The organism is Tissierella praeacuta DSM 18095, assembly GCF_900128955.1.
In the GTDB taxonomy this organism is placed as follows: Bacteria; Bacillota; Clostridia; order Tissierellales; family Tissierellaceae; genus Tissierella; species Tissierella praeacuta.
This window is the reverse complement of record NZ_FQTY01000001.1, coordinates 336640-358979: the sequence shown is the minus strand read 5'-3', so window position 1 is coordinate 358979 and position 22340 is coordinate 336640. Positions and strand designations below refer to the sequence as shown.

The following is a 22340-nucleotide window of genomic DNA, read 5'->3' as shown; positions in this document are numbered from 1 at the left end:
ATGTCTAAAAGGCAATTCAGTGGAAAAGAAAAAGTAGCAATATTACTTATAGCATTAGGTCCTCAAAAATCTGCTGAGATATTTAAACATTTAAATGAAGAGGAGATAGAGGAATTAACTTTACAAATTGCAAATATGAGGATGGTTTCTCCAGAAGAAAAACAAATGGTTATTGAAGAATTTTATCAAATATGCTTAGCTCAGGAATATATTTCAGAAGGTGGAATTAATTATGCTAAGGATGTCCTAGAAAGAGCATTAGGTTCTGATAAAGCTCTTGATATAATTAATAAATTAACATCTTCTTTACATGTAAGACCATTTGAGTTTGTAAGGAAGGCTGATCCCAATCAGCTTTTAAACTATATACAAAATGAACACCCGCAAACCATTGCATTGATACTATCTTACTTAGGGCCTACACAGGCAGGTCAGATATTATCATCTTTATCAGAAGATAAGCAAGCAGACGTAATGAGAAGAATAGCAATAATGGATAGGACGTCTCCAGAAGTAGTAAGAGAAATAGAAGCTATATTAGAGAGCAAATTCTCAAATATTTTAGCTCAAGATTATACAACTACTGGCGGAATTCAAGCAGTTGTTGATATTCTTAATTCTGTTGATAGAGGTACAGAAAAGCATATAATGGAAGATTTAGATGTTAGAGATGTAGAATTAAGTGAAGAGATTAGAAGACGTATGTTTGTATTTGAAGATATTATTACACTAGATAATAGAAGTATTCAAAGAATTATTAGAGAAATTGATAATTCTCAATGGGCTATTGCTCTTAAGAGTGCTAGTGAAGAAGTTAAGAATCTTATATTTACCAATATGTCAAAACGATTAGTTGAAATGATAAAAGAAGATATAGAATTTATGGGACCTGTTCGTATAAGAGATATAGAGGATGCACAACAAAATATAGTTAATATTATTAGAAAACTAGAGGAAGATGGAGAAATAATCACTCCTAGAGGAGGAGATGAAATAATTGTCTAATGTTATAAAATCCTTTAGAGTAATAGAAACAGAAATTATAGAGCCAACAAATGACTTAGATGATGAAAAAACATATGTGGATGAAAGTATTATAGAATCAATTATTGAAGAAGCAAAGATTAAGGGACAAAATGAATATGAAAAAATCATAGAAGATGCTAAAAAGAAATCTTTAAAAATCATAGAAGATGCTGAAGAACAAAAAGAAACCATGATAGATATGGCCTATGCTAGAACAGAGGAGATATTAGAAGAAGCCAAAAAAACAGGTTATAATGAAGGATATGAACTAGGATATAGGGAAGGCTATGAAACAGGTTATAATGAAGGAAAAGTCAAGTCCGATGCTTTAATAAATGAAGCAGTTGAGATAAAAAATGGGTATATATATAAGAAAGAAAGTCTATTAAAAGAGTTAGAGGAAGATATTATAGAGTTAGTCATAAGTATTTATGAAAAATTAATAAACAAAAAAAATGAAGAAGATAGTGAGCTGATGATTTCTTTGGTTTTAAATGGAATTAATAATTTAGACTTAACAGATAAATTAACTATTATCACTTCTAAAGAAGATTTCAACATATTGGAAATGGCTAGAAATGAAATATTGGCAAAAGCTAGTATGATTTCCGAGTTAGATATTAAATATGATATTTCTTTAGAAAAAGGTGATTGTATTTTGGAAACTTCAAAGGGAAATATTGATGTAAGTCTTAAAAATCAGCTAGCTGAAGTTAGGGAACTATTGACAACTATATTGAATAATGAGTGATTATATGGAAAATACAATTAATATAAAAAAATATATTTCTGCTGTAAAAGAAAAAAGGTTTATGAAGTATACTGGTAAAATAACTGAAGTTACTGGTCTAACTATTGAATCTAATGGACCTATGGCTACTATTGGTGAATTATGTTATATATATCCCTATGGAAGTAATAATCCGATTTTATCAGAAGTCGTTGGATTTAAGGAGGATAAGATACTTCTTATGCCCCTTGGAGAAATGGAGGGGATTGCAAGTGGAAGTGTAGTTGTGGGAAGTGGTAAAAGTCTTAGAGTAAATGTAGGTGAAGAATTAGTAGGAAGGGTTCTAGATGGATTAGGAAATCCTATTGATGGCTTAGGACCAATTAAGTCAAATAAATATTATCCTGTATCCAATACTCCCCCAAGTCCATTGGACAGAAAAGTAATAAAAGACCCTTTATCTATAGGTGTAAGAGCTATTGATGGTTTGTTAACATGTGGTAAAGGACAAAGGGTTGGTATATTTGCAGGATCAGGAGTAGGGAAAAGTACTTTAATGGGTATGATTTCACGAAATAGTACAGCTGATATAAATGTTATAGGATTAATAGGAGAACGTGGAAGAGAGGTTAATGAATTTATCCAAAATGATTTAGGAGAAGAAGGATTAAAAAAATCAGTATTAGTTGTTGTAACTTCAGATCAACCTGCTTTAATAAGAGTTAAAGGAGCTATGGTGACTACGGCTATTGCTGAATATTTTAGAGATAAGGGGTTAAACGTAATGCTGTTAATGGACTCCTTAACAAGGTTTGCTATGGCACAACGTGAAATTGGACTAGCTATAGGAGAGCCTCCTGTAACTAGAGGATATACACCTTCTGTTTTTGCAACTATGCCAAGACTATTAGAGAGGACAGGGGCATCCGATAAGGGAACTATTACAGGGCTTTATACTGTATTAGTAGATGGAGATGATTTAACTGAACCTGTAACTGATACTGTAAGAGGTATATTAGATGGACATATTGTTTTATCTAGAAAGCTAGCAAATGCTAATCATTATCCAGCCATAGATGTTCTTGCTAGTATTAGTAGAGTCATGCCCAATATATCAAGTAAAGAACATTTAAAGGCTGCCAATACTATAAAAGATATTATGGCAGTATATAAGGAGGCAGAAGATTTAATAAATATTGGTGCTTATAAAAGAGGATCAAATAAAAAGATTGATACTGCCATTGATTTAATGGAGGATATAGAAGGATTTTTAAAACAAGAAACATATAAGGTTTCAACTTTTGAGGAAACTTTATATGCTATGAATGAAATTATCAGTGAAATAAAATAAGTAACAATGGGGGTAATTTTAATTGATGGGTTATAGTTTTAGGCTGGAAAAGGTTTTAAATTACAAAGAAAATGTGGAAAATTTAAAAAAAGCTGAATATGGAGATGTTAATAGAAGACTTAATCAAGAAGAAGAAAAGTTACTGAATTATCATATCCATAAAGAAAACTTACTTATTAAAAAAAATGAATCCACCAGAAATACTAGTATCGGAAATTTAAAATTATATAACAATTATTTACAAGACATATCTTTTAACATAAAAAAACAAGAAAATGTAATTTCTGATATTAAAGAAGAACTTGAAAAAACAAAAGAAGAATTGCTTTTTGCAGTAAGAGAAAAAAAGGTATTTGAGAAGTTAAAAGAAAATGATTATAATGAATTTCTTTGTGAAGCTAAAAAAAATGAGGAAAAAATTATTGATGGAATAGTTACATTTAATAGTACTACCCAAAAATAGGGGGCAGATCTATGGAAACAACTACAGTACAAAATGAGAAAAATATAATACAAAAGGATAAAAAAAATAAGAGATTTAGGATAATAGGTATAGTTTTTATTAGTTTAGTTGTAGTTCCTTTGTTTATTGTTAGTATTATTTATAATAGTAATAAGCAATTTAAAAACAATACTAATAAACTATTATCAAAAATGCCTGGTTTTATAGGAGAACATTTTAAACATTATCCTACAGAAGTAGAAAAAAATCAAAAGATAAGTTATTTATCAAATTATTTTATAAATCTTGATCCAAATATAGCTGCTGATAAAATGTATATAATAAAGAAAGATGATGAAAAACTTTATATAGATATTGTTAGAGGTATGAATTCAATTTCCGTACCTAAAACAGAGGAAATAGTACTTAAAATTCGAAATATGGAACTAAGGAAGGATTTATTATTTTCTATATATGATGATGCACAAAAAGAGGAACAAGAAAGGCTATTATCAGAAGTAGCTAGGTTTGAGAAGCAAGATGTTTTAAAATCTTTATTGGAAATAGAAAAAAAGTTTTCAGATCGAGAATTTTTGAAAATAATATCTCAAATAAATAAAGATAAATTAGGAGAAATACTTTATTATGTAGATAATGATATAAGAAACTATATATTAGATACTTTTAAAGAAGATAAAAAAACCTTAGTAGAAGGAATTATTTATGAAAAAACAAATGAAGTGAATACTTTAATAGATGTAGCTAAGGTATTTGAAACAAAGCCAATAGATATTACAATAAATGCAATAGGAAATACTGATAATTATACATTATATAAATTAGGGATTATATATAAGAATTTATCTGTTATAAAATCAGCAGAGATATTGTCAAATATAAAGGATGAGGCTTTTATAGAAGAATTATTTGCGTCAATAATGCGTGAAGAAGAATTGACGAAATCTGATACTAATATTACTGGCGATATAAGCAAGGCTATGGAGTTTATAAATGAGTATGGAAGTAAGATAAAAAATTTAGTTATTGTATATGAAAAAATGTCTCCAGAAAAAGTAGCTAAGATTGCTGAACAAATGATAAAAAATAATGAGACTATAACGCTAATTGAGCTTAATTCAGAAGAAACTTATGAATTATCTGATAGGATTATTATAATTGATGTATTGTCCAAAATGAAAAATCAAACCTTATCAAAGGTTTTAGATTTTATGGAGCCAGATAAGGCTTCGCAAATTACAAGGCTTTTAGCTAAGCCTAAAAATATTAATTAAGGAGGTGAGCAAAGTGGAAGCTATAGTTTTTGATTTCAAAAATTCATTAAAGACAAGTACTGAGCAAAACATTAAAAAAGAAACCTCAGAAAATAAAAATTTTTCATCTACTTTAGAAAGTGTAAATAATAAAACAAATAGTAAAATTTCTTCTGACAATATGTCAAGGTCTAAAGAAAGTAAAAATACTGCATCTAAGGATAAGGATATATCTGAACATAATAAAGATGTAAATCAAAATGTGGAAATAGAAGAAGACGATAAAGAAAATTACTCTTTAGCATATGGAAATATACCTTTTTTCTTCAGTAATTTAATAAATACAGTAGATGAGTCTATAAACAATGAAGCAATAGAATTGGAAACTCCAATGGATATAGAACCGATTAAATTGGAAGAAACCTTAGAAAACAATTTAATTGAAAATGAAGAAGTAATTATGGAAAATCAGGTTTCAGATATTATAATAAAAGAAGATATGGAAATGGATGAAATTAATAAATTTCAACTGCCCTATAAAGAAAATGCAGTAAATAATAATATTATTGAGGAAAATAAACTATCTAAGAATGAAATAGAACCAAATTTTAAATTGTTTTCAAAAGAAGGTAAAGAAGAAAGTATTGTAGATATGACCATGGTGAATCAAAATGATTTAATGAACATAAAAGAGTTAGATGAGAAAATGGAATTTAATTTAGATCAAAAAAATAATCATGAGGTATCATCACCTAAGGAAAGTCTTGATATTAATGAAACAAAAGAAACCGATAAAGATACTGAATTAGGTATAGAATCTTTTATTTCCATGAATAAAAATGAGATTAGATTCGAAAAGGACAATCTGATTAAGTTAGATGATTTAGATACAGTAAGAGATAAAGATGTAATTCAGCAGATAGTTGAAAAAGCCAAATTTAATTTATCAGATAATAAGAATGAGATGAGGATTAAGTTAAAACCAGAGATATTAGGTGAAATGACTATGAATATTGAAGTAGTCAAAGGAACAGTTATAGCTAAGATTATGGTGGATAATCAAAGAGCTAAAGAGATTATTGAAGGAAATTTAATACAACTTAAGGAAGGTATAAAGGATACAGGACTTGAAATTAAAACCGTTGAAGTTTTCGTAGGAAACAATAGTGATTTTGATAAGCATAACTCTGGACAATTTAATCTAAAACAAAATAATAAAAGAATAAAAGTAAAATCTCAAGATAGAAAAGCAGTATCAGGATATGATGAACAAACTGTAGAAAACATGACAAATATTAATACTTTGGAAGAAGGACTGAATTTATTTGCTTAGAGAGGAGGACTCAAATGAAAGTAGATAAGGAATATAAAGAATATATTTATAAATTTGAAGACCAAAAAAATAAAAAGACAGAAGATAAAAAAACTAATGATTTAGACAAGGATGCTTTTCTAAGATTACTAACTACACAATTAGCTAATCAAGACCCTCTTAATCCAATAGAGGATAGAGAATTTATTGCACAGTTGGCTCAGTTTAGTTCCTTAGAACAAATGCAGAACTTAAATAAAACATTTGTTGATAAATCTAACGAAACAAAAGAAATGTTAAAATTAATGAATCAAAATCAGATAGATGCAAATGTTGAGATATTAAAGGAAATGATAAATATAAAAAAGGCAATGGAAACTTATAAGGAACAAGAATCATCAAAAGAAAAAACAGATGAGATAGAAAAGAAAAAAATACAATAAAAGATTAGCATGGAGTTGTTTTTATGAATAAAATAGATATTAGGCAACTTGAAAATCAATTAATTAATTCATCTAAATCCACAGGAAGAAAACAAATAAATTTAAACAAAGATTTTGGACAAATATTGGAAAAAATTCAAAATAAAGATGAAGAAATTAAGTTTTCAAAGCATGCAACTGAAAGATTAAATAGTAGAGAAATGAATTTAACTATGGATGAAATTAACAGGCTAAAATCAGCTTTTTGTAAAGCAGAAAGCAAAGGAGTAAAAGATGCTTTAATTTTAATGGATGATAAGGCTTTCATAGCTAATATTAACAAAAAAACAATAATTACAACTGTTAATAAAGAGCAGTTAAAAGAAAATATATTCACTAATATTGATGGAGCAGTAATAATATAACTGGACCTTGTAGGAAGTTATATAGACCTGACTGATAGATGGTCTATGACTGCCCAGGAAAATGGAGGAATGAAATATGATGAGATCAATGTACTCAGCCGTATCAGGTCTGAGAATACATCAAGGTAAGATGGATACAATTGGTAATAATATAGCCAATGTAAATACAGTAGGGTTTAAAAAAGGACAAGTTACTTTTCAGGAAGTATTTAGCCAAGTGACAAGAGGAGCTTCTGCACCAACAGGTGGAAAGGGAGGTACAAACCCCCAACAAATAGGTATGGGTGCAGCAGTAGGTTCAATAAATACAATTCACACTAAGGGACCAGGTCAAAGAACAGATAATCCTACTGATTTAATGATAGATGGGGAAGGCTTTTTTGTAGTATCAGATGATACAAGTTTTAATAATAGATATTATACAAGAGCAGGAAACTTTTCTTTAGATAGAGATGGAAATTTAGTTACTGCTGATGGGTTTAAAGTATTAGGATATGCGGCAGATCCTGATGGAAATATAATGTCAGATGTAACTAATATAAAAATTAACAAGTCAGAAACTAAAGCACCTACTGCAACTCGAGAAATTTATTTTAAAGGTAATTTAGATGCAAATACTGAAATAGATAAAGGACATTCTATAGATACAGTAGTAACTGATTCACTTGGAAACTCATATAAAATAACATTTGAAATGACGAAGAAAGAGGTAACTACCGCTACTCCTCCTGTTCATAAATGGGAAATGAGTTTAAAGAGAGTAACGGATCAAGCAACAGGAAACTATACTGAAACTTTCAATAATCCAATAGATGCTGCAAATAATTTACTAAAACTGGAGTTTGATGATAAAGGTAAATTAATTACAATCGGTGATACTGGAAATACAATTAAGGGAGCAAAATTGGATTTAAGTAAGATTGAGTTTGATACAAATAAAGATAAGGTTGCTCTTCCCCAGAAAATAAAACCTTCTGGAACATTTAGTGAAATAACTTTATTTGACCCAGATGACTCAGAGACTATTAATAATATACATCAATATGCAAATGAAATGGATATCAAACCATATAAGCGAAATGGTAATACTTCTGGCACCTTAGAAGGGTTCTCTGTAGATGCTACAGGGACTGTTGTAGGAGTATTTACTAATGGTGAGAGAAAGGCTTTAGGGCAAATCATGGTTGCTAAATTTGACAATCCAATGGGTCTTCAAAAACTTGGTGGAAATTTCTTTGTGGATACGAGAAACTCTGGAGAACCCCAACTTGGCAAGGCAAGTACCAGTGGATTTGGAGCTATAAGTTCTGGAAATCTTGAAATGTCCAACGTAGATATATCTCTTGAGTTTACTGAGATGATAACTACTCAAAGAGGGTTTCAAGCGAATTCAAGAATTATAACAACTTCAGATGAAATGCTACAAGAATTAGTTAATATGAAGAGATAATCTATTTAAATAGGGTAGATTTATCTACCCTATTTAATAAAAAAAGGTGGGATAATTATGATAAAGGTAAAGAGGTTAAATGATAAAGAATTTGTAGTAAATAGTGAACTTATACTTTACATAGAAGCCACTCCAGACACTGTTATTACACTAACGAATGGACAAAAAATTGTAGTTTCAGATTCTGTTGATGAAATAATAGATAAAGTAATAAAATACAAAGCTAAAATACATATGTTCGAAAGAAGATATAATGGAAACGAGGTGTAAGGATTGGATATTGCAACAATTTTAGGTTTATTTCTCGGAATAGGTTTTACAATCTGGGGAATTTTGCAATCAGGAAGTTTGTCAGATTATTGGGACTTTCCATCAGTTATTATTGTACTAGGAGGGACAGTAGCCGCTACTTTTTTAGCATATCCCCTAAAGGAGATATCTAAAATAGGAAAGGTTCTTCAAAAGGCATTTACTCATAAGTCCACATCTCCTAATGAAATAATTGAAAACATAATAAATCTGGCAAATGTAGCTAGAAAAGAAGGGTTACTTTCTTTAGAGGAATATGCTTCTAAGCTAGAAGATGACTTTTTAAAAAAAGGAATTATGTTAATTGTAGATGGGACAGACCCGGATCTTGTTAGAAACATTTTAGAAACTGAGCTTATGTTTTTGGAAGAAAGACATGGGCAAGGACAAGGGACTTTAGAAGCTATGGGGGCATTTGCACCAGCCTTTGGTATGTTAGGTACTTTAATAGGATTAATAAATATGCTTCAAAAAATGGATGATCCAAAGGCAATAGGTCCAAATATGTCTGTAGCTTTGATAACTACTTTTTATGGTTCTGCATTGGCTAATATTATATTTTTGCCTTTAGCTCAGAAACTAAAAGTTAGAAGTAAGTCAGAGGTATTAGTTAAAGAATTGATGATAGAAGGGTTATTATCCATTCAAGCAGGAGAAAATCCTAGGATAATTGAAGAAAAGCTAAAGACCTTTATTCCACCGGAAATGAGAGTTTCTATTAAAAAAGAATTTGGGAAGGAGGAAGCATAGTGGCTAGGCGTAGGAGACAAGAAGAGTCAGGTGGAGGCTCACCTGGATGGTTAACCACTTATAGCGATTTAGTTACATTATTACTGTGCTTTTTTATTCTTTTATTTTCTTTTTCAAATGTAGATGCTGAAAAATTTCGAAGTATAATGGCTAGTTTCCAAGGGGGATCAGGAGTTTTAGAAGGAGGAACCTCCCTTGATATCCCTATAAATACTATAGAGGATTATATGGATATAGAGGCAGACCTAAAAAGTCTTATTGAACATTTAGATGAATATGCTGAAACTTTAGGATTAGGAGAGAGGTTAGAGATAAAACCTGAGGAGAGAGGAATAGTTATTAGATTTATGGATAATGTATTATTTGATTCTGGAAGTGCAGAGATTAAACCTGGATCCCTTGATATTTTAAAATCCGTAGCAGAGATGCTCAATAGAGAAGAATTTTCAAATAGACAAATTAAAGTAGAAGGTCATACGGATTCGGATCAGATAATAAGATCGTCGAAGTTCCCAACAAATTGGGAATTATCTTCTGCTAGAGCTACTAATGTATTACGATATTTAGTAGAAGTTGAAAACATAGAAGGGAATAGGGTATCTTCTTCGGGATATAGTTACTATAGACCAATATTACCTAATGATAGTCCTGAAAACAAAGCAAAAAATAGAAGAGTAGATATTGTTATATTAAAAGATTCCTATGAAGAATTAGAGCCATAGTAAAATAGAATGGAGTGATAATATGTCTAAAAAAAACACTTTAATAATAGTCATTATTTTGTTATTAGCATTAGTCGCAGGTATAGCTGTAGGCATATTTTTCTTTTCAAATAGTTCTGGAGAAAAAAGAGAAAAGGAAATTCAAACTTATTCAATAACATTAGAAGACCTTTATTGCAATATTAAAGAAAGCAAGAGAATTTTAAAAATAAGAGTTACATTGGAAACAACCAATGAAAGAAGTCTTACTAAATTAACAGAAAAACAATTTTTAATTAGAGATGAAGTTAATAAAATAATAGCAAATTTAACAGAAGATGAGTTGCGAGGAAAGGAAGGGCAAGTCAATTTACAAAATCAAATAAAAACTAATATGGTAGAATTATTTAATGATCAAAGTATTATAAATATATATTTTAATGATTTTATAATTCAGTAGAGGAGGGGTTCTATTGTCTGAAGTAATGTCACAATCTGAAATTGATGCCCTTCTCAATGCGCTTAGTTCTGGTGAGGTGGATGTCGAGGAAATTCAGGAAGTTGATAATTCCAAGAAAATAAAGAAATATGATTTTAGAAATCCCCAAAAAATTTCTAAAGAACAGTTAAGAACACTAGAAGTTATACATGAAAACTTTGCAAGACATATGCAAACTTTTTTAACCGGATATCTTAGGGCACCGGCTAAAATAAATATACTGACGGTAGATCAATTTGCTTATAGTGAATTTAGTAATGCATTATCTAATCCTGCTTTTTTGACTATTATAGACTTTAATCCACTAAATGGACAAATACTAATAGATATTTCTCCAAATATTATTTATACAATAATAGATAGATTATTAGGTGGAGATGGAAATGATAAGCAGGAAATAAGAGCCTTTACAGAAATTGAACTATCTCTTTTAAAAAATATGATGCAAAAAATAGCGGGAGACATCAAAGAGGCATGGAGTAATGTTATTGAGTTAAAGCCAACATTGGAAAAAATTGAAACCAATCCTCAATTTGCACAAATAGTTCCACCTAACGAAACTATTGCCTTAATAACTATGAATATAGAAATAGGACCTATTGAGGGAATGATGAATGTTTGTATTCCATATATATTGTTAGAACCAATATTAGATAAATTAAATACAAAATTTTGGTTTACAACATCTACAAAAGAACATTCTAATGAGGAACTAAAAGCCATAAAGGAGCGAATGTTACAAACTATAGTTCCTTTAGTAGCGGAGTTAGGAACTACAAAAGTTTCCATAAGGGATATATTGAATTTACAAGTTGGAGATGTGATTAAATTAGAGAATAGTGAAAGTAATATGGCTCCAATTAGGATTGGAAGCAATGTAAAATTTAAAGGTGAAATAGGCGTAATCAATAAAAAAATGGCTATTAAGATAGTTGAAGTTCTAAAGGAAGGTGAAATAATAAATGACAAGTGATATGTTATCTCAAGAGGAAATAGATGCTCTATTATCAGGGAGTTCAGCCGACAAAGTTACACATGATTTTTTTGAAGATGATAATGAAGAATTATTGTCAGATATTGAAATAGATGCTTTAGGGGAAATTGGAAATATAAGCATGGGGACAGCTGCTACAACTTTATCTACATTATTAAATAGAAAAGTAAATATTACTACTCCTAGAGTAAAATTAACTACTGTTGATGAATTAGCAGATGATTATAAATTACCTCTTGTAGCAATTGATGTTAGCTATAAGGAAGGTTTAGAAGGTTCAAATATTTTAATACTTAATACAGATGATGCTAAGATAATTACTGATCTTATGATGGGGAAAGACAGTTTTGATACAGATAGGGAATTAACAGAGCTTGATTTAAGTGCAGTTAGTGAGGCAATGAATCAGATGATGGGTTCATCTTCAACCTCTTTATCTGAGATGCTTATGAGGAAAATAGATATTGAACCTCCAAAATCTTTGGAAATAACTTTTGCTGAAGGAAAAAACAAAATTGATTTATTAAACTCCTCTTCTCCCATTATTAAAATATCATTTAAAATGGTAATAGGGGATTTAATCGATAGTAATATTATGCAATTAGTTCCATTAGAATTTGGAAAATCTATGGTTGAAAAATTAATGGGTTCACCTGATACTCAAGAAGAAACACCTGTAAACAGTAGAGTTTCTGTTGAACCAAATAATGTTATAGAACAATATATTGAAACACCAGTAAATAAAATAAAAGAAGAGGTTTACAATATACCCCAAACACCAGCAAATGATATTGCTAGAACTGAGAATATGAATTATAATGATATTAGCAATATAAAAGAGGATAAGATTGTTGTTAAGAAGCCAGAATTCCAAAGTTTTGACACATCTTTTACTTCTTCACATAGTGGTTCAATAGACTTAGTAGGAGATATTCCAGTTGAAATAACAGTAGAATTAGGTAGAACCCATAAAAAGATTAGTGAAATACTAGAATTTGGGCAAGGAACTGTTGTAGAATTAGATAAGCTTGTAGGCGAGGCTTTGAATATCTATGCTAACGGTAGATATATTGCTAAGGGGGAAGTTGTAGTTATAGATGACAACTTTGGTGTTAGGGTAACAGAAATTGAAAGTTCAAGTAGAAAAATTATCTAATATTTTTTAATAGGAGGTTTATTCAAATGGCAAATGGAATTTTATTAGTAGATGATGCGTCTTTTATGAGAATGATGATAAAGGATATTTTATCTAAAAATGGATTTACAATATTAGGTGAAGCAGAGAATGGATTAAAGGCTGTAGAAAAATATAAGGAATTAAATCCTGATTTAGTTATCATGGATATAACTATGCCTGAAATGGATGGAATTCAAGCAGTTAAAGAGATAAAAAAGATAAATAGTAATGCGAAAATTGTAATGTGTTCTGCTATGGGTCAACAGGCAATGGTAATAGAAGCGATACAAGCTGGAGCAAAAGACTTTATAGTCAAACCATTCCAAGCTGATAGAGTTGTTGAAGCTGTAAAAAAGGTTTTGAGTTAGGGAATGAATAAAAAGACCAATATATTAGTTGTGTTAATTTTTTTAACTTTATATGGACTACCTGTTCATGCTATTGAAGTAGTTGAAAGTAGTCCAATTAAAATAGTTTTCCAATTAATATTTTATATAACTATGTTTACAGTGGTTATATTTCTTACAATATGGGGAACTAAAATTGTTGCAAAGAACTATAAGGGATTTACATCTAGTAAATACATAGATTTATTAGATGTAATGAATCTTTCTAGTGGATGTAAAATTGTTATAACTAGAATAAATCAAAAGATATATATTTTAGCTGTAACAAATAACAATACTAATATTATTGATGTAATTGAGGCAGATGAATTTCCTATTCGTGAAGAGAAGTTTAACGGATATTTAAATAATTATTTAGATAAAAATGGGAATATTTATAAAATTAATAAAAAAATAGAAAGTTTGTTTAGTAATTTAAAGGATAAGGAAGGCAAGAAAGATGAGAAAAAACATTAAAACAATTATTTCAGCTATGATTTTGGTAATTATATTTGCGAATGTTGCCTTTGCAGAACCATCTGTATCCTTGTTTGGTAAATCTATTACTTTAGAAAATAATAATAATCCGGAAAATTATGTGTTTTCTATTCAATTGCTTTTTATTTTAACGATTCTTACCTTAGCACCATCCTTGTTGATAATGATGACTGGTTTTACCAGAATACTTATTGTTTTATCATTTATCAGAAATGCACTAGGGCTTCAACAAACTCCCCCTAATCATGTAATTATAGGCTTAGCATTATTTTTAACGTTTTTTGTTATGGCACCTATTGCAACTGAAATAAATAATGAAGCTATTCAACCTTATATTAGGGAAGAAATAAATCAAGATATAGCTATTAATAATGCCATGAATCCAATTCGTAACTTTATGTTTAAACAAACTAGGGACAAAGATTTAGGTTTATTTCTAAGTATGAAGGGAACTGCAAATATAAGCAATATAAGTGAAATACCAACACATGTATTAGTTCCAGCTTTTATAATTAGTGAATTAAAAACAGCATTTCAAATAGGATTTATTATATATATTCCTTTTTTAGTTATTGACATGGTAGTTTCCAGTACTTTAATGGCAATGGGAATGATGATGTTACCACCAGTAATAATATCTTTGCCTTTTAAGATATTATTATTTGTACTCGTTGATGGATGGAATTTAATTGTAAAATCATTAGTACTTGGATTTAAATAGGGGTGTTTATATGAACAATGTAGATATGTTGAAACTTGCACAGGATGCTATAAGAACTGTACTTTTTATGTCTGCTCCTATGTTGGTAATTAGCTTAGTTGTAGGATTGATAGTTAGTGTTATTCAAGCTGTTACTCAAATACAAGAGGCAACTCTTGCATTTGTACCAAAAATCGTAGCAGTATTTTTATCATTACTTTTATTTGGACCATGGATAATTAAACTAATAATCCAGTTTACATCAGGATTACTTACAAATCTTAACAACTATATTTATTAAGGTGGCTATTATGGATTTGATTATAGATTTGATTTTTAGCCAGTATCAGTTATTTTTATTAGTTATGGTAAGAACATCGGGAATTTTCATTTTCTCGCCTTTCTTTAGTTCTCAAAACATACCTAATATAATGAAAATAGGTCTGTCTTTTTCAACAGCTTTAATAATTACATCAATTTTACCAGTGCCTGCTAATATTAATAATGAGGTATTAATATTATTTATAATAAAAGAATTAATGGTTGGAATAATAATAGGGTTTATATCCTATGGTTTTTTTTCAGCTTTTTATGTAATGGGACAAATTGTTGACATGAAAATTGGATTTGGAATGGCTAATGTAATAGATCCTCAAAACAGGACACAAGTTCCTTTAATGGGAAATTTTTACTACATTCTATCATTTCTTTTGCTATTAAGCATCAACGGACACCATTTTATTATATCAGCCTTAGTTGATAGTTATAAATTTTTACCTATAGGAGAATTAAAATATACAGAAGATATAGTGAATATTCTTGTAAATACTTTGTCTAAGTCCTTTGAAATAGGATTTAAATTAAGTACACCAATAGTAGCTATAATATTTCTTACGGATTTAGTTTTGGGCATTATATCAAAAACTATTCCTCAGATGAATGTGTTTGTTGTTGGTATGCCGTTAAAGGTTTTGATTGGATTGTTAATTATTTTAATTAGCATGCCCATTTTCTTCACTGCTGTAAATGGTATTTTTGATTTAATGATTAATGATATTTATAAATTTATTAAGACATAAGGTTGATAATATGATATTAAGAGTGAATTTACAATTATTTTCTGAGAAGACAGAAAAGCCTACTCCAAAGAAAAGAAGAGATGCGAGGGAAGAAGGACAAATACTTCAAAGTAAAGAGGTTAATACAGTTATAATTCTTTTTTCTTGCTTTTTAGGATTGAAGCTTTTTGGTGGGGCAATGAATACACAACTAAAAAAGTTTATGATTGAAATGTTTAATGAAATAAATAACATTGAAGCTTTTTTTAATAATAATAATTTAATGATTAATTTTTTAAAAATATCAATGGTTTTTATAATAGTAAGTTCACCTATTCTAATAGTTGCATTTTTATCTGCTTTAATTATCAACTATTTTCAAGTAGGTTTTTTATTTACTACTAAAACATTAAAGATAAAACTGAATAGATTAAATCCTGTAGAAGGTTTCAAAAAAATATTTTCTAAAAGAGCCTTAAAGGAGCTTGTAAAGTCTATTTTAAAACTTACCTTAGTTGGATATATTGCTTTTAAATACGCAAATAAACAGATGACTAGGGTGATTAAATATTCTGGAATGGAAACTATTGAATCATTTATAAATTTTTCTAATTTAATTTATAGTTTTATTATGAGAATATTAGGAGTGCTTTTAGTTCTATCAATTTTGGATTATTTTTTCCAATGGAGAGAACATGAGAAAAATCTTATGATGAGTAAACAAGAGATAAAAGAAGAGTATAAACAAACAGAAGGAGATCCTTTTGTCAAAGGTAAAATAAAAGAGAAACAAAGGAAAATTGCAATGAGTAGGATGATGCAGGATATTCCTAAGGCAGATGTAATAATTACTAACCCTACTCATTATGCTGTAGCTATAAAATATGACAAAGATAAATTTGATGCACCTTATATCTTAGGTAAAGGAGTAGATATAATAGCTCAAAATATAAAAAAAGTAGCTAAAGAAAACATGGTACCCATTGTAGAAAATAAACCTTTGGCTCGTGCTATATATGATTCTATTGAAATAGGTCAAGTTATAACTGAGGATCTTTATGAGGCTGTTGCTGAAGTTCTGGCTTATGTTTATAGTTTAAAAGATGAATTCTAGGAGGATGGGAAATGAAATTAGGAGATATATTAGTAGCTTTAGCTATAATTGGAATAATACTTATTATTATAATACCTATAAATACAGGGTTCCTAGACTTTCTATTAAGTTTGAATATTGCTTTAGCTTTATTAATTTTGTTATTATCTATGTATACTGAAGATGCATTGCAGATAACTATTTTTCCATCTTTATTGTTATTAACAACATTATTTAGGCTTGCTCTCAATATTTCTACTACAAGAGGTATTCTTTTACAGGCTAATGCTGGTAAAGTTATAGAGGCTTTTGGAAACTTTGTAATTGGAGGAAATTATGTTGTTGGTTTTATAATATTTTTTATAATTGTAATTATAAACTTTTTAGTAATTACTAAGGGTGCTGAACGTGTTTCAGAAGTAGCCGCTAGATTTACCCTAGATGCAATGCCAGGTAAACAAATGGCGATAGATGCTGATTTAAACTCGGGATTAATTACTGAAGAAGATGCAAAGCAAAGAAGAAAAGATATACAACGATATGCAGATTTTTATGGTGCTATGGATGGAGCTAGTAAATTTGTAAAAGGTGATGCCATTGCTGGAATAATCATTACCATAATAAACATCGGTGCTGGATTTCTTATTGGAATTATTGGGAAAGGTATGCCATTTAGCCAAGCACTTCAAAGATATACATTACTTACAGTGGGAGATGGACTAGTAGGTCAAATTCCAGCACTATTAATTTCAACAGCTACTGGCTTAGTGGTTACTAGGTCAGCATCAGAATCAAATTTAGGACAAGACCTGATTAAACAGTTATTTTCTAATAATCCAATTATTCTATATATAATTGGTGGAGTTATGATTATACTAGGGGTATCTACACCTTTGCCTAAATTGGCAAATATTTTATTAGGGTGTATATTTATTGCTGCTGGGTTAAAAACGAAAAAAGTTATTAAATCTGAAACAATTGAGCCTATAATAGAAACATCAGAGGCAGAAGAGTTAAGGAGACCTGAGAATGTACTGGGGCTACTAAGAGTTGATGATATTGAACTTGAATTTGGCTATGGTCTTATACCATTGGCTGATGTAGAACAAGGTGGAGATTTATTAGATAGAATTGTAATGATTAGACGTCAGATTGCCATGGAGTTAGGATTAGTAGTCCCAATAGTTAGACTGAGAGATAATATTCAGTTGAATCCAAATGAATATATAATTAAAATAAAAGGTGTTAAGGTTTCCAAAGGTGAAGTTTATTTTGATCATTACTTAGCAATGGATTCTGGTGTAGGTGAAGGTAATATTGAGGGTATAGATACTATAGAACCTGCATTTGGTTTACCTGCTAAATGGATTACAGAAAAAGAGCGAGAAAAGGCAGAAATCTTTGGATATACTGTAGTTGATCCTCCTTCAGTAATAGCAACTCATTTAACAGAGGTAATAAAAGAAAAAGCTTATGATCTTATTGGCAGACAAGATGTTAAGACTTTAATAGAAAATGTTAGGGAAGAATATCCTGCCGTTGTGGAAGAAGTAGTGCCAAAGCTTTTATCTCTTGGTGAGATTCAAAAAGTTTTATCTAATTTACTTAGAGAACAAATAAGCATAAGAGATATGGTTTCAATATTAGAAACTCTAGCAGATTATGGGAGTATTACTAGTGATACTGATTTACTTACAGAGTATGTTAGACAAAGAATGTCTGGGTATATTACTAATAAATATGTTGAGAACAATAATTTAAACGTAGTAACTTTAGATAATCAGGTTGAAGAGCTTATTATGAATTCAATTAATAAAACAGAGACAGGATCCTATTTATTAATAGAACCTAATAAAGCACAGACAATTTTAAATAATACTTTTAAGACAATTCAAAACCTTACTTCTATTGGTGAACAACCTATAGTGCTTACAGCACCAATTGTTAGATTATATTTTAAAAAACTAACGGAGCAAATGACTAGAGATATAATTGTGATATCTTATAATGAGCTTGAATCTTCTGTAGAGGTTCAATCAGTTGGGGTGGTAGGTATATAATGAAAATTAAAAAATATATAGGGAAAACAGCACATGAAGCTATGTTGAAGTTAAAGATGGAATTAGGGTCTGATGCAATTGTGCTGAATACAAAAACAATTAGACATAAAGGTGTATTTGGATATTTTAAGAAACCATTAGTTGAAATTACAGCTGCCTTTGAAGAAAAAAGTTTAGTAGATAAAAATCTTACTAATTATTACGAGAGTAAGCTAAATGATATTAATCAAGAGATAGTTGAATTAAAAAAGATTATGATGAATTTTCCGATAAATAAACTAGAGGAAGAAATTCTACCTCCTATTTTAAATAGATTTCATAACATACTTATAGAAAATGGAGTAGATTCTAAAATTTCTATAGAGTTGCTAAAAAAAATTGAAAATCAAATTGATATAGATGGTAAAGATTATGATACAATTAGAAATATAATAAAATATAACTTAATTGAAAATTTAGGAAGTCCAAAACCAATTACCTTAGAGAATAATCAAAAAACTATTTTTTTCGTTGGACCTACAGGTGTAGGAAAAACTACAACTTTAGCTAAAATAGCTGCAAACTTTGTTCTTAAAAATAAATATGATATTGGGTTAATTACCTCTGATACATATAGAATTGCTGCAGTGGAACAATTAAAAACCTATAGCGATATTTTGCAACTACCTTTAAAAATAGCATATAATAAAAAAGAGATGATTGATGCAATTGATTATTTTAGTAGTAAAGATATTATTTTAGTTGATACAGCAGGAAGAAATCATAACGATATAGAACAGTTACAAGAACTTAAAGATATACTCTATACAACTAAATCAAAAGAAATTTATTTATTAGTTAATGCAAATATAGGTTGCAGAGCCTTGAAAACTCTAATAGAAAAATATGCTTTTTTAGAAGATTATAGAATAATTATTACTAAAGTTGATGAAGCTGAAAGTTATGGCAATATTTTAAATATTAAGTATATTACCAATAAGCAACTTTCATATTTTACTATAGGTCAAAATGTGCCAGATGATATTGAAACTATTAATGTTGAAAATATTGCTGAAAAGCTTATTGAGGAGAATAAAAATGACTGATCAGGCAGAAAACTTAAGAAAGATTATGAGGTCAAGGGACTTAGATAAGGAAACTATAATGTCAACTGAAGATAAGGCAAAGGTTATTGCAATATCTAGTGGTAAAGGCGGAGTTGGTAAGACAAATTTTGCTGTTAATTTTTCAGTATCTCTTAAAAGGCTAGGATACGAGGTTGTTATAATTGATGCTGATTTAGGATTAAGCAATATAGAAATATTAACTGGCATTAATGTTAGCAACAGAATATCGGATATAATATATTCAGATAAAGATATATTCGAAATAATGAATAAGGGACCTGAAGGAATAAAGATTATTTCAGGAGGCTCTGGTTTAAAAGAGTTGAATTTATTGAAAAATGAAAACTTCTCAAGATTAATTAAAGAAATTGAAAAGTTGCAAGTTTCTTCTGATTATATCATAATAGATACTGGGGCAGGTATTTCAAGTTCTGTAATTGATTTTATTATGACTTCTAATGAAGTAATTGTTATTTGTACACCAGACCCAACATCCCTTATGGATTCTTATACATTAATTAAGTCTATAGTTTACACTGGATTTAATGGGAAGATTAAAGTTGTTTGCAATATGGTTAAAGATAGAAAAGAGGGTATAGAAATCTTTGATAGATTATATAATGCAGCAAATAATTTTTTAAAGATTCAAATTGAATATTTAGGATATATAGAAAAAAATGATTTAGTTAATTATGCTGTTAGAAATCAAACTCCATTTATAGTTTCACATCCTAACAATTCTATTTCAAAGAGAATAAATATTATAGCAATGGATTATTTAGGAAAAGGAGTTATAGAAGAAAAAGAAAAAACAAGTTTTGCTCAAAGAATATTAGAGGTTTTTTTTAAGAGAGGTGATTAAATGGATTTTGATTTTAAGTTTTTAAGCATAGGCACAAAGATAGATATTATAAGGGTAAGGGGTGATAAAGAGATTTCTTACCCATCACAAGTTTTAGATATAGTTGACTCTCAAGAGCTAATAATTAGTGGTCCAATTAAACAAAACAATTTAGTTTTTATACATAATGGTGAAGAAATAGACATTTGTTATAATGTTGAAAATATAGGAAAACATTATTTTATTGCTAAGGTTTTATCTAGAAATAATTCTCCAGTATATTCTTTAAAAGTATCAAGAATATCAGAAGTTAGAAAAATTCAGCAAAGAAATTATTATAGACTTTTAACAGCATTAAGTGTGGATAAAGAACATTCAATTATTAAGGGAAATGATTCTGAAATATTAGTAGAGCATTGTGAAACTAACAATATTTCAGGTGGAGGAATGAAACTTTATTGCAATTACGAGCATAAGGTAGGTGATGAAATAATTTGCTCACTTAAAATAGGAGATTCTTTTGTAAGAACAAAAGCGTTAGTTGTAAGAGTCGAAGAAACAAATAGTTTTAATTATAGATTTAGTATTGGAATTTCATTTTCAGAAATAAAAGAAGAAGATAGAGATTTAATAATAAAATATATTTTTGAACAACAAAGAATCTTAAGATTAAAAGGATTGATTTAAATGATAAAAGTTTTAATAGTAGATGATTCTGCTTTAATTAGAAAAATTTTAACAGATATACTTACATCAGATACAGAAATATCAGTTGTAGGTACTGCAAGAAATGGACAAGAAGCTTTAGAGAAAATAGAAGTTTTGAAACCTGATATAGTAACCTTAGATATAGAGATGCCCTTAATGGATGGATTAACGACATTAAAACATATTGTATCAAAACACAGTAAGTTGCCAGTTATTATGATTAGTTCTTTAACTTCAGAAGGTGCTGAACTTACATTAAAAGCATTAGATGAAGGAGCTGTTGATTTCTTATCTAAGCCCACAAATGTTTTTAGTCTAAGTCAAGTAGATATAAAGAAAGAAATTATAGAGAAAATTAAAGTAGGTGCAAAATCAAAATTCTTTGTTAGACAACCTATTAAAAAGATAAATGCAGTGAAAGAATTTAAGGATAGGTCTATTGTAAGTAAAGAAAAATTTGACAATATTGTAGCTATTGGAACTTCTACTGGAGGACCAAGAGCATTACAAACTTTAATACCAGAATTACCATCTAATATTAATGCTGCTATTCTTATAGTACAACATATGCCACCTAAGTTTACTAAATCTTTGGCTGTATAGATTAAACTCTATTTCAAATATAAGAATAAAGGAAGCGGAAGATGGCGATATACTTTCAAAAGGATGGGGATATATTGCACCAGGAGACTATCATATGACTGTAATTGAGGAGTCTAAAGATCTTGTAATCAAGTTAAATAAAGAACCTCAAGTTATGGGATTGAGACCAACTGTTGATAAGATGATGGAATCAATAGCAAAAATAAGGGGATATTCTAAGACTGGAATTATTTTAACAGGCATGGGTTCAGATGGAGCGAAGGGCATAGTTAAAATGAGACAATCTGGCAGTTATACTATAGCTCAAGATGAATCGACTTCCGTTGTATATGGAATGCCTAAATCGGCTATTGCTACAAATTGTGTAGATATAATATTGCCTATAGATAAAATTGCAAGTAAAATAATAGATAAAGTGGGGGTGTAGT

The 22340-nt window shown here is 29.2% G+C and carries 27 protein-coding genes; all 27 read left to right on the top strand.

All coding sequences use genetic code 11. The features are described from left to right. The 27 genes from fliG to BUB33_RS16705 all read left to right on the top strand — a co-directional run bounded on the left by fliG (position 1) and on the right by BUB33_RS16705 (position 22339). The gene (gene fliG / locus BUB33_RS01950) at positions 1 to 1005 is read left to right on the top strand and encodes a flagellar motor switch protein FliG (RefSeq protein ID WP_072972448.1); all 1005 of its coding nucleotides are present in this window, start codon (positions 1 to 3) and stop codon (positions 1003 to 1005) included. Further along, a complete protein-coding gene (locus BUB33_RS01945) occupies positions 998 to 1777 on the top strand; it encodes a FliH/SctL family protein (protein WP_072972445.1) in 780 nt (259 codons plus the stop codon). Before fliG ends, BUB33_RS01945 begins: the two co-directional genes overlap by 8 nt. 4 nt (positions 1778 to 1781) lie before the next feature. After that, positions 1782 to 3107, top strand: a complete 1326-nt coding sequence (fliI, locus tag BUB33_RS01940; protein ID WP_072972442.1) for a flagellar protein export ATPase FliI — start codon at positions 1782 to 1784, stop codon at positions 3105 to 3107. Positions 3108 to 3132: 25 nt separating this feature from the next. Continuing rightward, a complete protein-coding gene (gene fliJ, locus BUB33_RS01935) occupies positions 3133 to 3570 on the top strand; it encodes a flagellar export protein FliJ (protein WP_159429148.1) in 438 nt (145 codons plus the stop codon). Positions 3571 to 3581: 11 nt separating this feature from the next. Further along, positions 3582 to 4841 carry a MotE family protein gene (locus BUB33_RS01930; protein WP_072972436.1) on the top strand — a complete coding sequence of 420 codons (1260 nt, stop codon included), beginning with the start codon at positions 3582 to 3584 and terminating at the stop codon, positions 4839 to 4841. Between the two features lie 13 nt (positions 4842 to 4854). Continuing rightward, positions 4855 to 6153 (top strand): flagellar hook-length control protein FliK, encoded by a 1299-nt coding sequence (locus BUB33_RS01925; protein WP_072972433.1) that lies wholly within the window; start codon positions 4855 to 4857, stop codon positions 6151 to 6153. 14 nt (positions 6154 to 6167) lie between these two features. Then, positions 6168 to 6575 carry a flagellar hook assembly protein FlgD gene (locus BUB33_RS01920; protein ID WP_072972430.1) on the top strand — a complete coding sequence of 136 codons (408 nt, stop codon included), beginning with the start codon at positions 6168 to 6170 and terminating at the stop codon, positions 6573 to 6575. A gap of 23 nt (positions 6576 to 6598) precedes the next feature. Then, on the top strand, positions 6599 to 6979 hold the full coding sequence (locus tag BUB33_RS01915; RefSeq protein ID WP_072972427.1) for a TIGR02530 family flagellar biosynthesis protein: 381 nt from the start codon (positions 6599 to 6601) through the stop codon (positions 6977 to 6979). A 76-nt stretch (positions 6980 to 7055) separates the two neighbouring features. Further along, complete coding sequence (locus BUB33_RS01910) at positions 7056 to 8429, top strand: flagellar hook protein FlgE (protein WP_072972424.1); 1374 nt, start codon at positions 7056 to 7058, stop codon at positions 8427 to 8429. A gap of 57 nt (positions 8430 to 8486) precedes the next feature. Next, positions 8487 to 8699, top strand: coding sequence for a flagellar FlbD family protein (locus BUB33_RS01905; RefSeq protein ID WP_072972420.1), 213 nt, complete (start codon positions 8487 to 8489; stop codon positions 8697 to 8699). 3 nt (positions 8700 to 8702) lie between these two features. Then, positions 8703 to 9488: a motility protein A gene (locus BUB33_RS01900; RefSeq protein WP_072972417.1), complete on the top strand. Its 786-nt coding sequence runs from the start codon at positions 8703 to 8705 to the stop codon at positions 9486 to 9488. Then, entirely contained in the window at positions 9488 to 10210 is a 723-nt protein-coding gene (locus tag BUB33_RS01895; protein ID WP_072972414.1) for an OmpA/MotB family protein, read from the top strand. Before BUB33_RS01900 ends, BUB33_RS01895 begins: the two co-directional genes overlap by 1 nt. Before the next feature lie 22 nt (positions 10211 to 10232). Further along, the gene (locus BUB33_RS01890; RefSeq protein WP_072972411.1) at positions 10233 to 10649 is read left to right on the top strand and encodes a flagellar basal body-associated FliL family protein; all 417 of its coding nucleotides are present in this window, start codon (positions 10233 to 10235) and stop codon (positions 10647 to 10649) included. A gap of 13 nt (positions 10650 to 10662) precedes the next feature. Further along, a complete protein-coding gene (gene fliM, locus BUB33_RS01885) occupies positions 10663 to 11661 on the top strand; it encodes a flagellar motor switch protein FliM (protein WP_072972408.1) in 999 nt (332 codons plus the stop codon). Next, entirely contained in the window at positions 11651 to 12838 is a 1188-nt protein-coding gene (gene fliY, locus BUB33_RS01880; RefSeq protein WP_072972405.1) for a flagellar motor switch phosphatase FliY, read from the top strand. Before fliM ends, fliY begins: the two co-directional genes overlap by 11 nt. 26 nt (positions 12839 to 12864) lie before the next feature. Beyond that, positions 12865 to 13227, top strand: coding sequence for a response regulator (locus tag BUB33_RS01875; protein WP_072972402.1), 363 nt, complete (start codon positions 12865 to 12867; stop codon positions 13225 to 13227). Positions 13228 to 13230: 3 nt separating this feature from the next. Then, entirely contained in the window at positions 13231 to 13722 is a 492-nt protein-coding gene (locus BUB33_RS01870) for a flagellar biosynthetic protein FliO (protein WP_072972398.1), read from the top strand. Continuing rightward, positions 13706 to 14464, top strand: a complete 759-nt coding sequence (fliP, locus tag BUB33_RS01865; protein WP_084725049.1) for a flagellar type III secretion system pore protein FliP — start codon at positions 13706 to 13708, stop codon at positions 14462 to 14464. The genes BUB33_RS01870 and fliP overlap by 17 nt, the downstream gene beginning before the upstream one ends. A 10-nt stretch (positions 14465 to 14474) precedes the next feature. Continuing rightward, positions 14475 to 14744 (top strand): flagellar biosynthesis protein FliQ, encoded by a 270-nt coding sequence (gene fliQ, locus BUB33_RS01860; RefSeq protein ID WP_072972394.1) that lies wholly within the window; start codon positions 14475 to 14477, stop codon positions 14742 to 14744. A gap of 10 nt (positions 14745 to 14754) precedes the next feature. Continuing rightward, positions 14755 to 15522 carry a flagellar biosynthetic protein FliR gene (gene fliR, locus BUB33_RS01855; protein ID WP_072972389.1) on the top strand — a complete coding sequence of 256 codons (768 nt, stop codon included), beginning with the start codon at positions 14755 to 14757 and terminating at the stop codon, positions 15520 to 15522. A gap of 22 nt (positions 15523 to 15544) precedes the next feature. Then, on the top strand, positions 15545 to 16615 hold the full coding sequence (flhB, locus tag BUB33_RS01850) for a flagellar biosynthesis protein FlhB (protein ID WP_234949964.1): 1071 nt from the start codon (positions 15545 to 15547) through the stop codon (positions 16613 to 16615). A gap of 11 nt (positions 16616 to 16626) precedes the next feature. Next, positions 16627 to 18654: a flagellar biosynthesis protein FlhA gene (gene flhA / locus BUB33_RS01845; protein WP_072972382.1), complete on the top strand. Its 2028-nt coding sequence runs from the start codon at positions 16627 to 16629 to the stop codon at positions 18652 to 18654. After that, positions 18654 to 19739 carry a flagellar biosynthesis protein FlhF gene (locus BUB33_RS01840; protein WP_072972377.1) on the top strand — a complete coding sequence of 362 codons (1086 nt, stop codon included), beginning with the start codon at positions 18654 to 18656 and terminating at the stop codon, positions 19737 to 19739. Before flhA ends, BUB33_RS01840 begins: the two co-directional genes overlap by 1 nt. Then, positions 19732 to 20622 carry a MinD/ParA family protein gene (locus BUB33_RS01835; protein ID WP_072972374.1) on the top strand — a complete coding sequence of 297 codons (891 nt, stop codon included), beginning with the start codon at positions 19732 to 19734 and terminating at the stop codon, positions 20620 to 20622. Before BUB33_RS01840 ends, BUB33_RS01835 begins: the two co-directional genes overlap by 8 nt. Next, the gene (locus tag BUB33_RS01830) at positions 20623 to 21288 is read left to right on the top strand and encodes a flagellar brake protein (protein WP_072972371.1); all 666 of its coding nucleotides are present in this window, start codon (positions 20623 to 20625) and stop codon (positions 21286 to 21288) included. Further along, entirely contained in the window at positions 21289 to 21912 is a 624-nt protein-coding gene (locus BUB33_RS16710) for a response regulator (RefSeq protein ID WP_200778086.1), read from the top strand. Beyond that, a complete protein-coding gene (locus BUB33_RS16705) occupies positions 21875 to 22339 on the top strand; it encodes a CheB methylesterase domain-containing protein (protein WP_200778098.1) in 465 nt (154 codons plus the stop codon). The genes BUB33_RS16710 and BUB33_RS16705 overlap by 38 nt, the downstream gene beginning before the upstream one ends. The last annotated feature ends 1 nt before the right edge of the window (position 22340 follow it).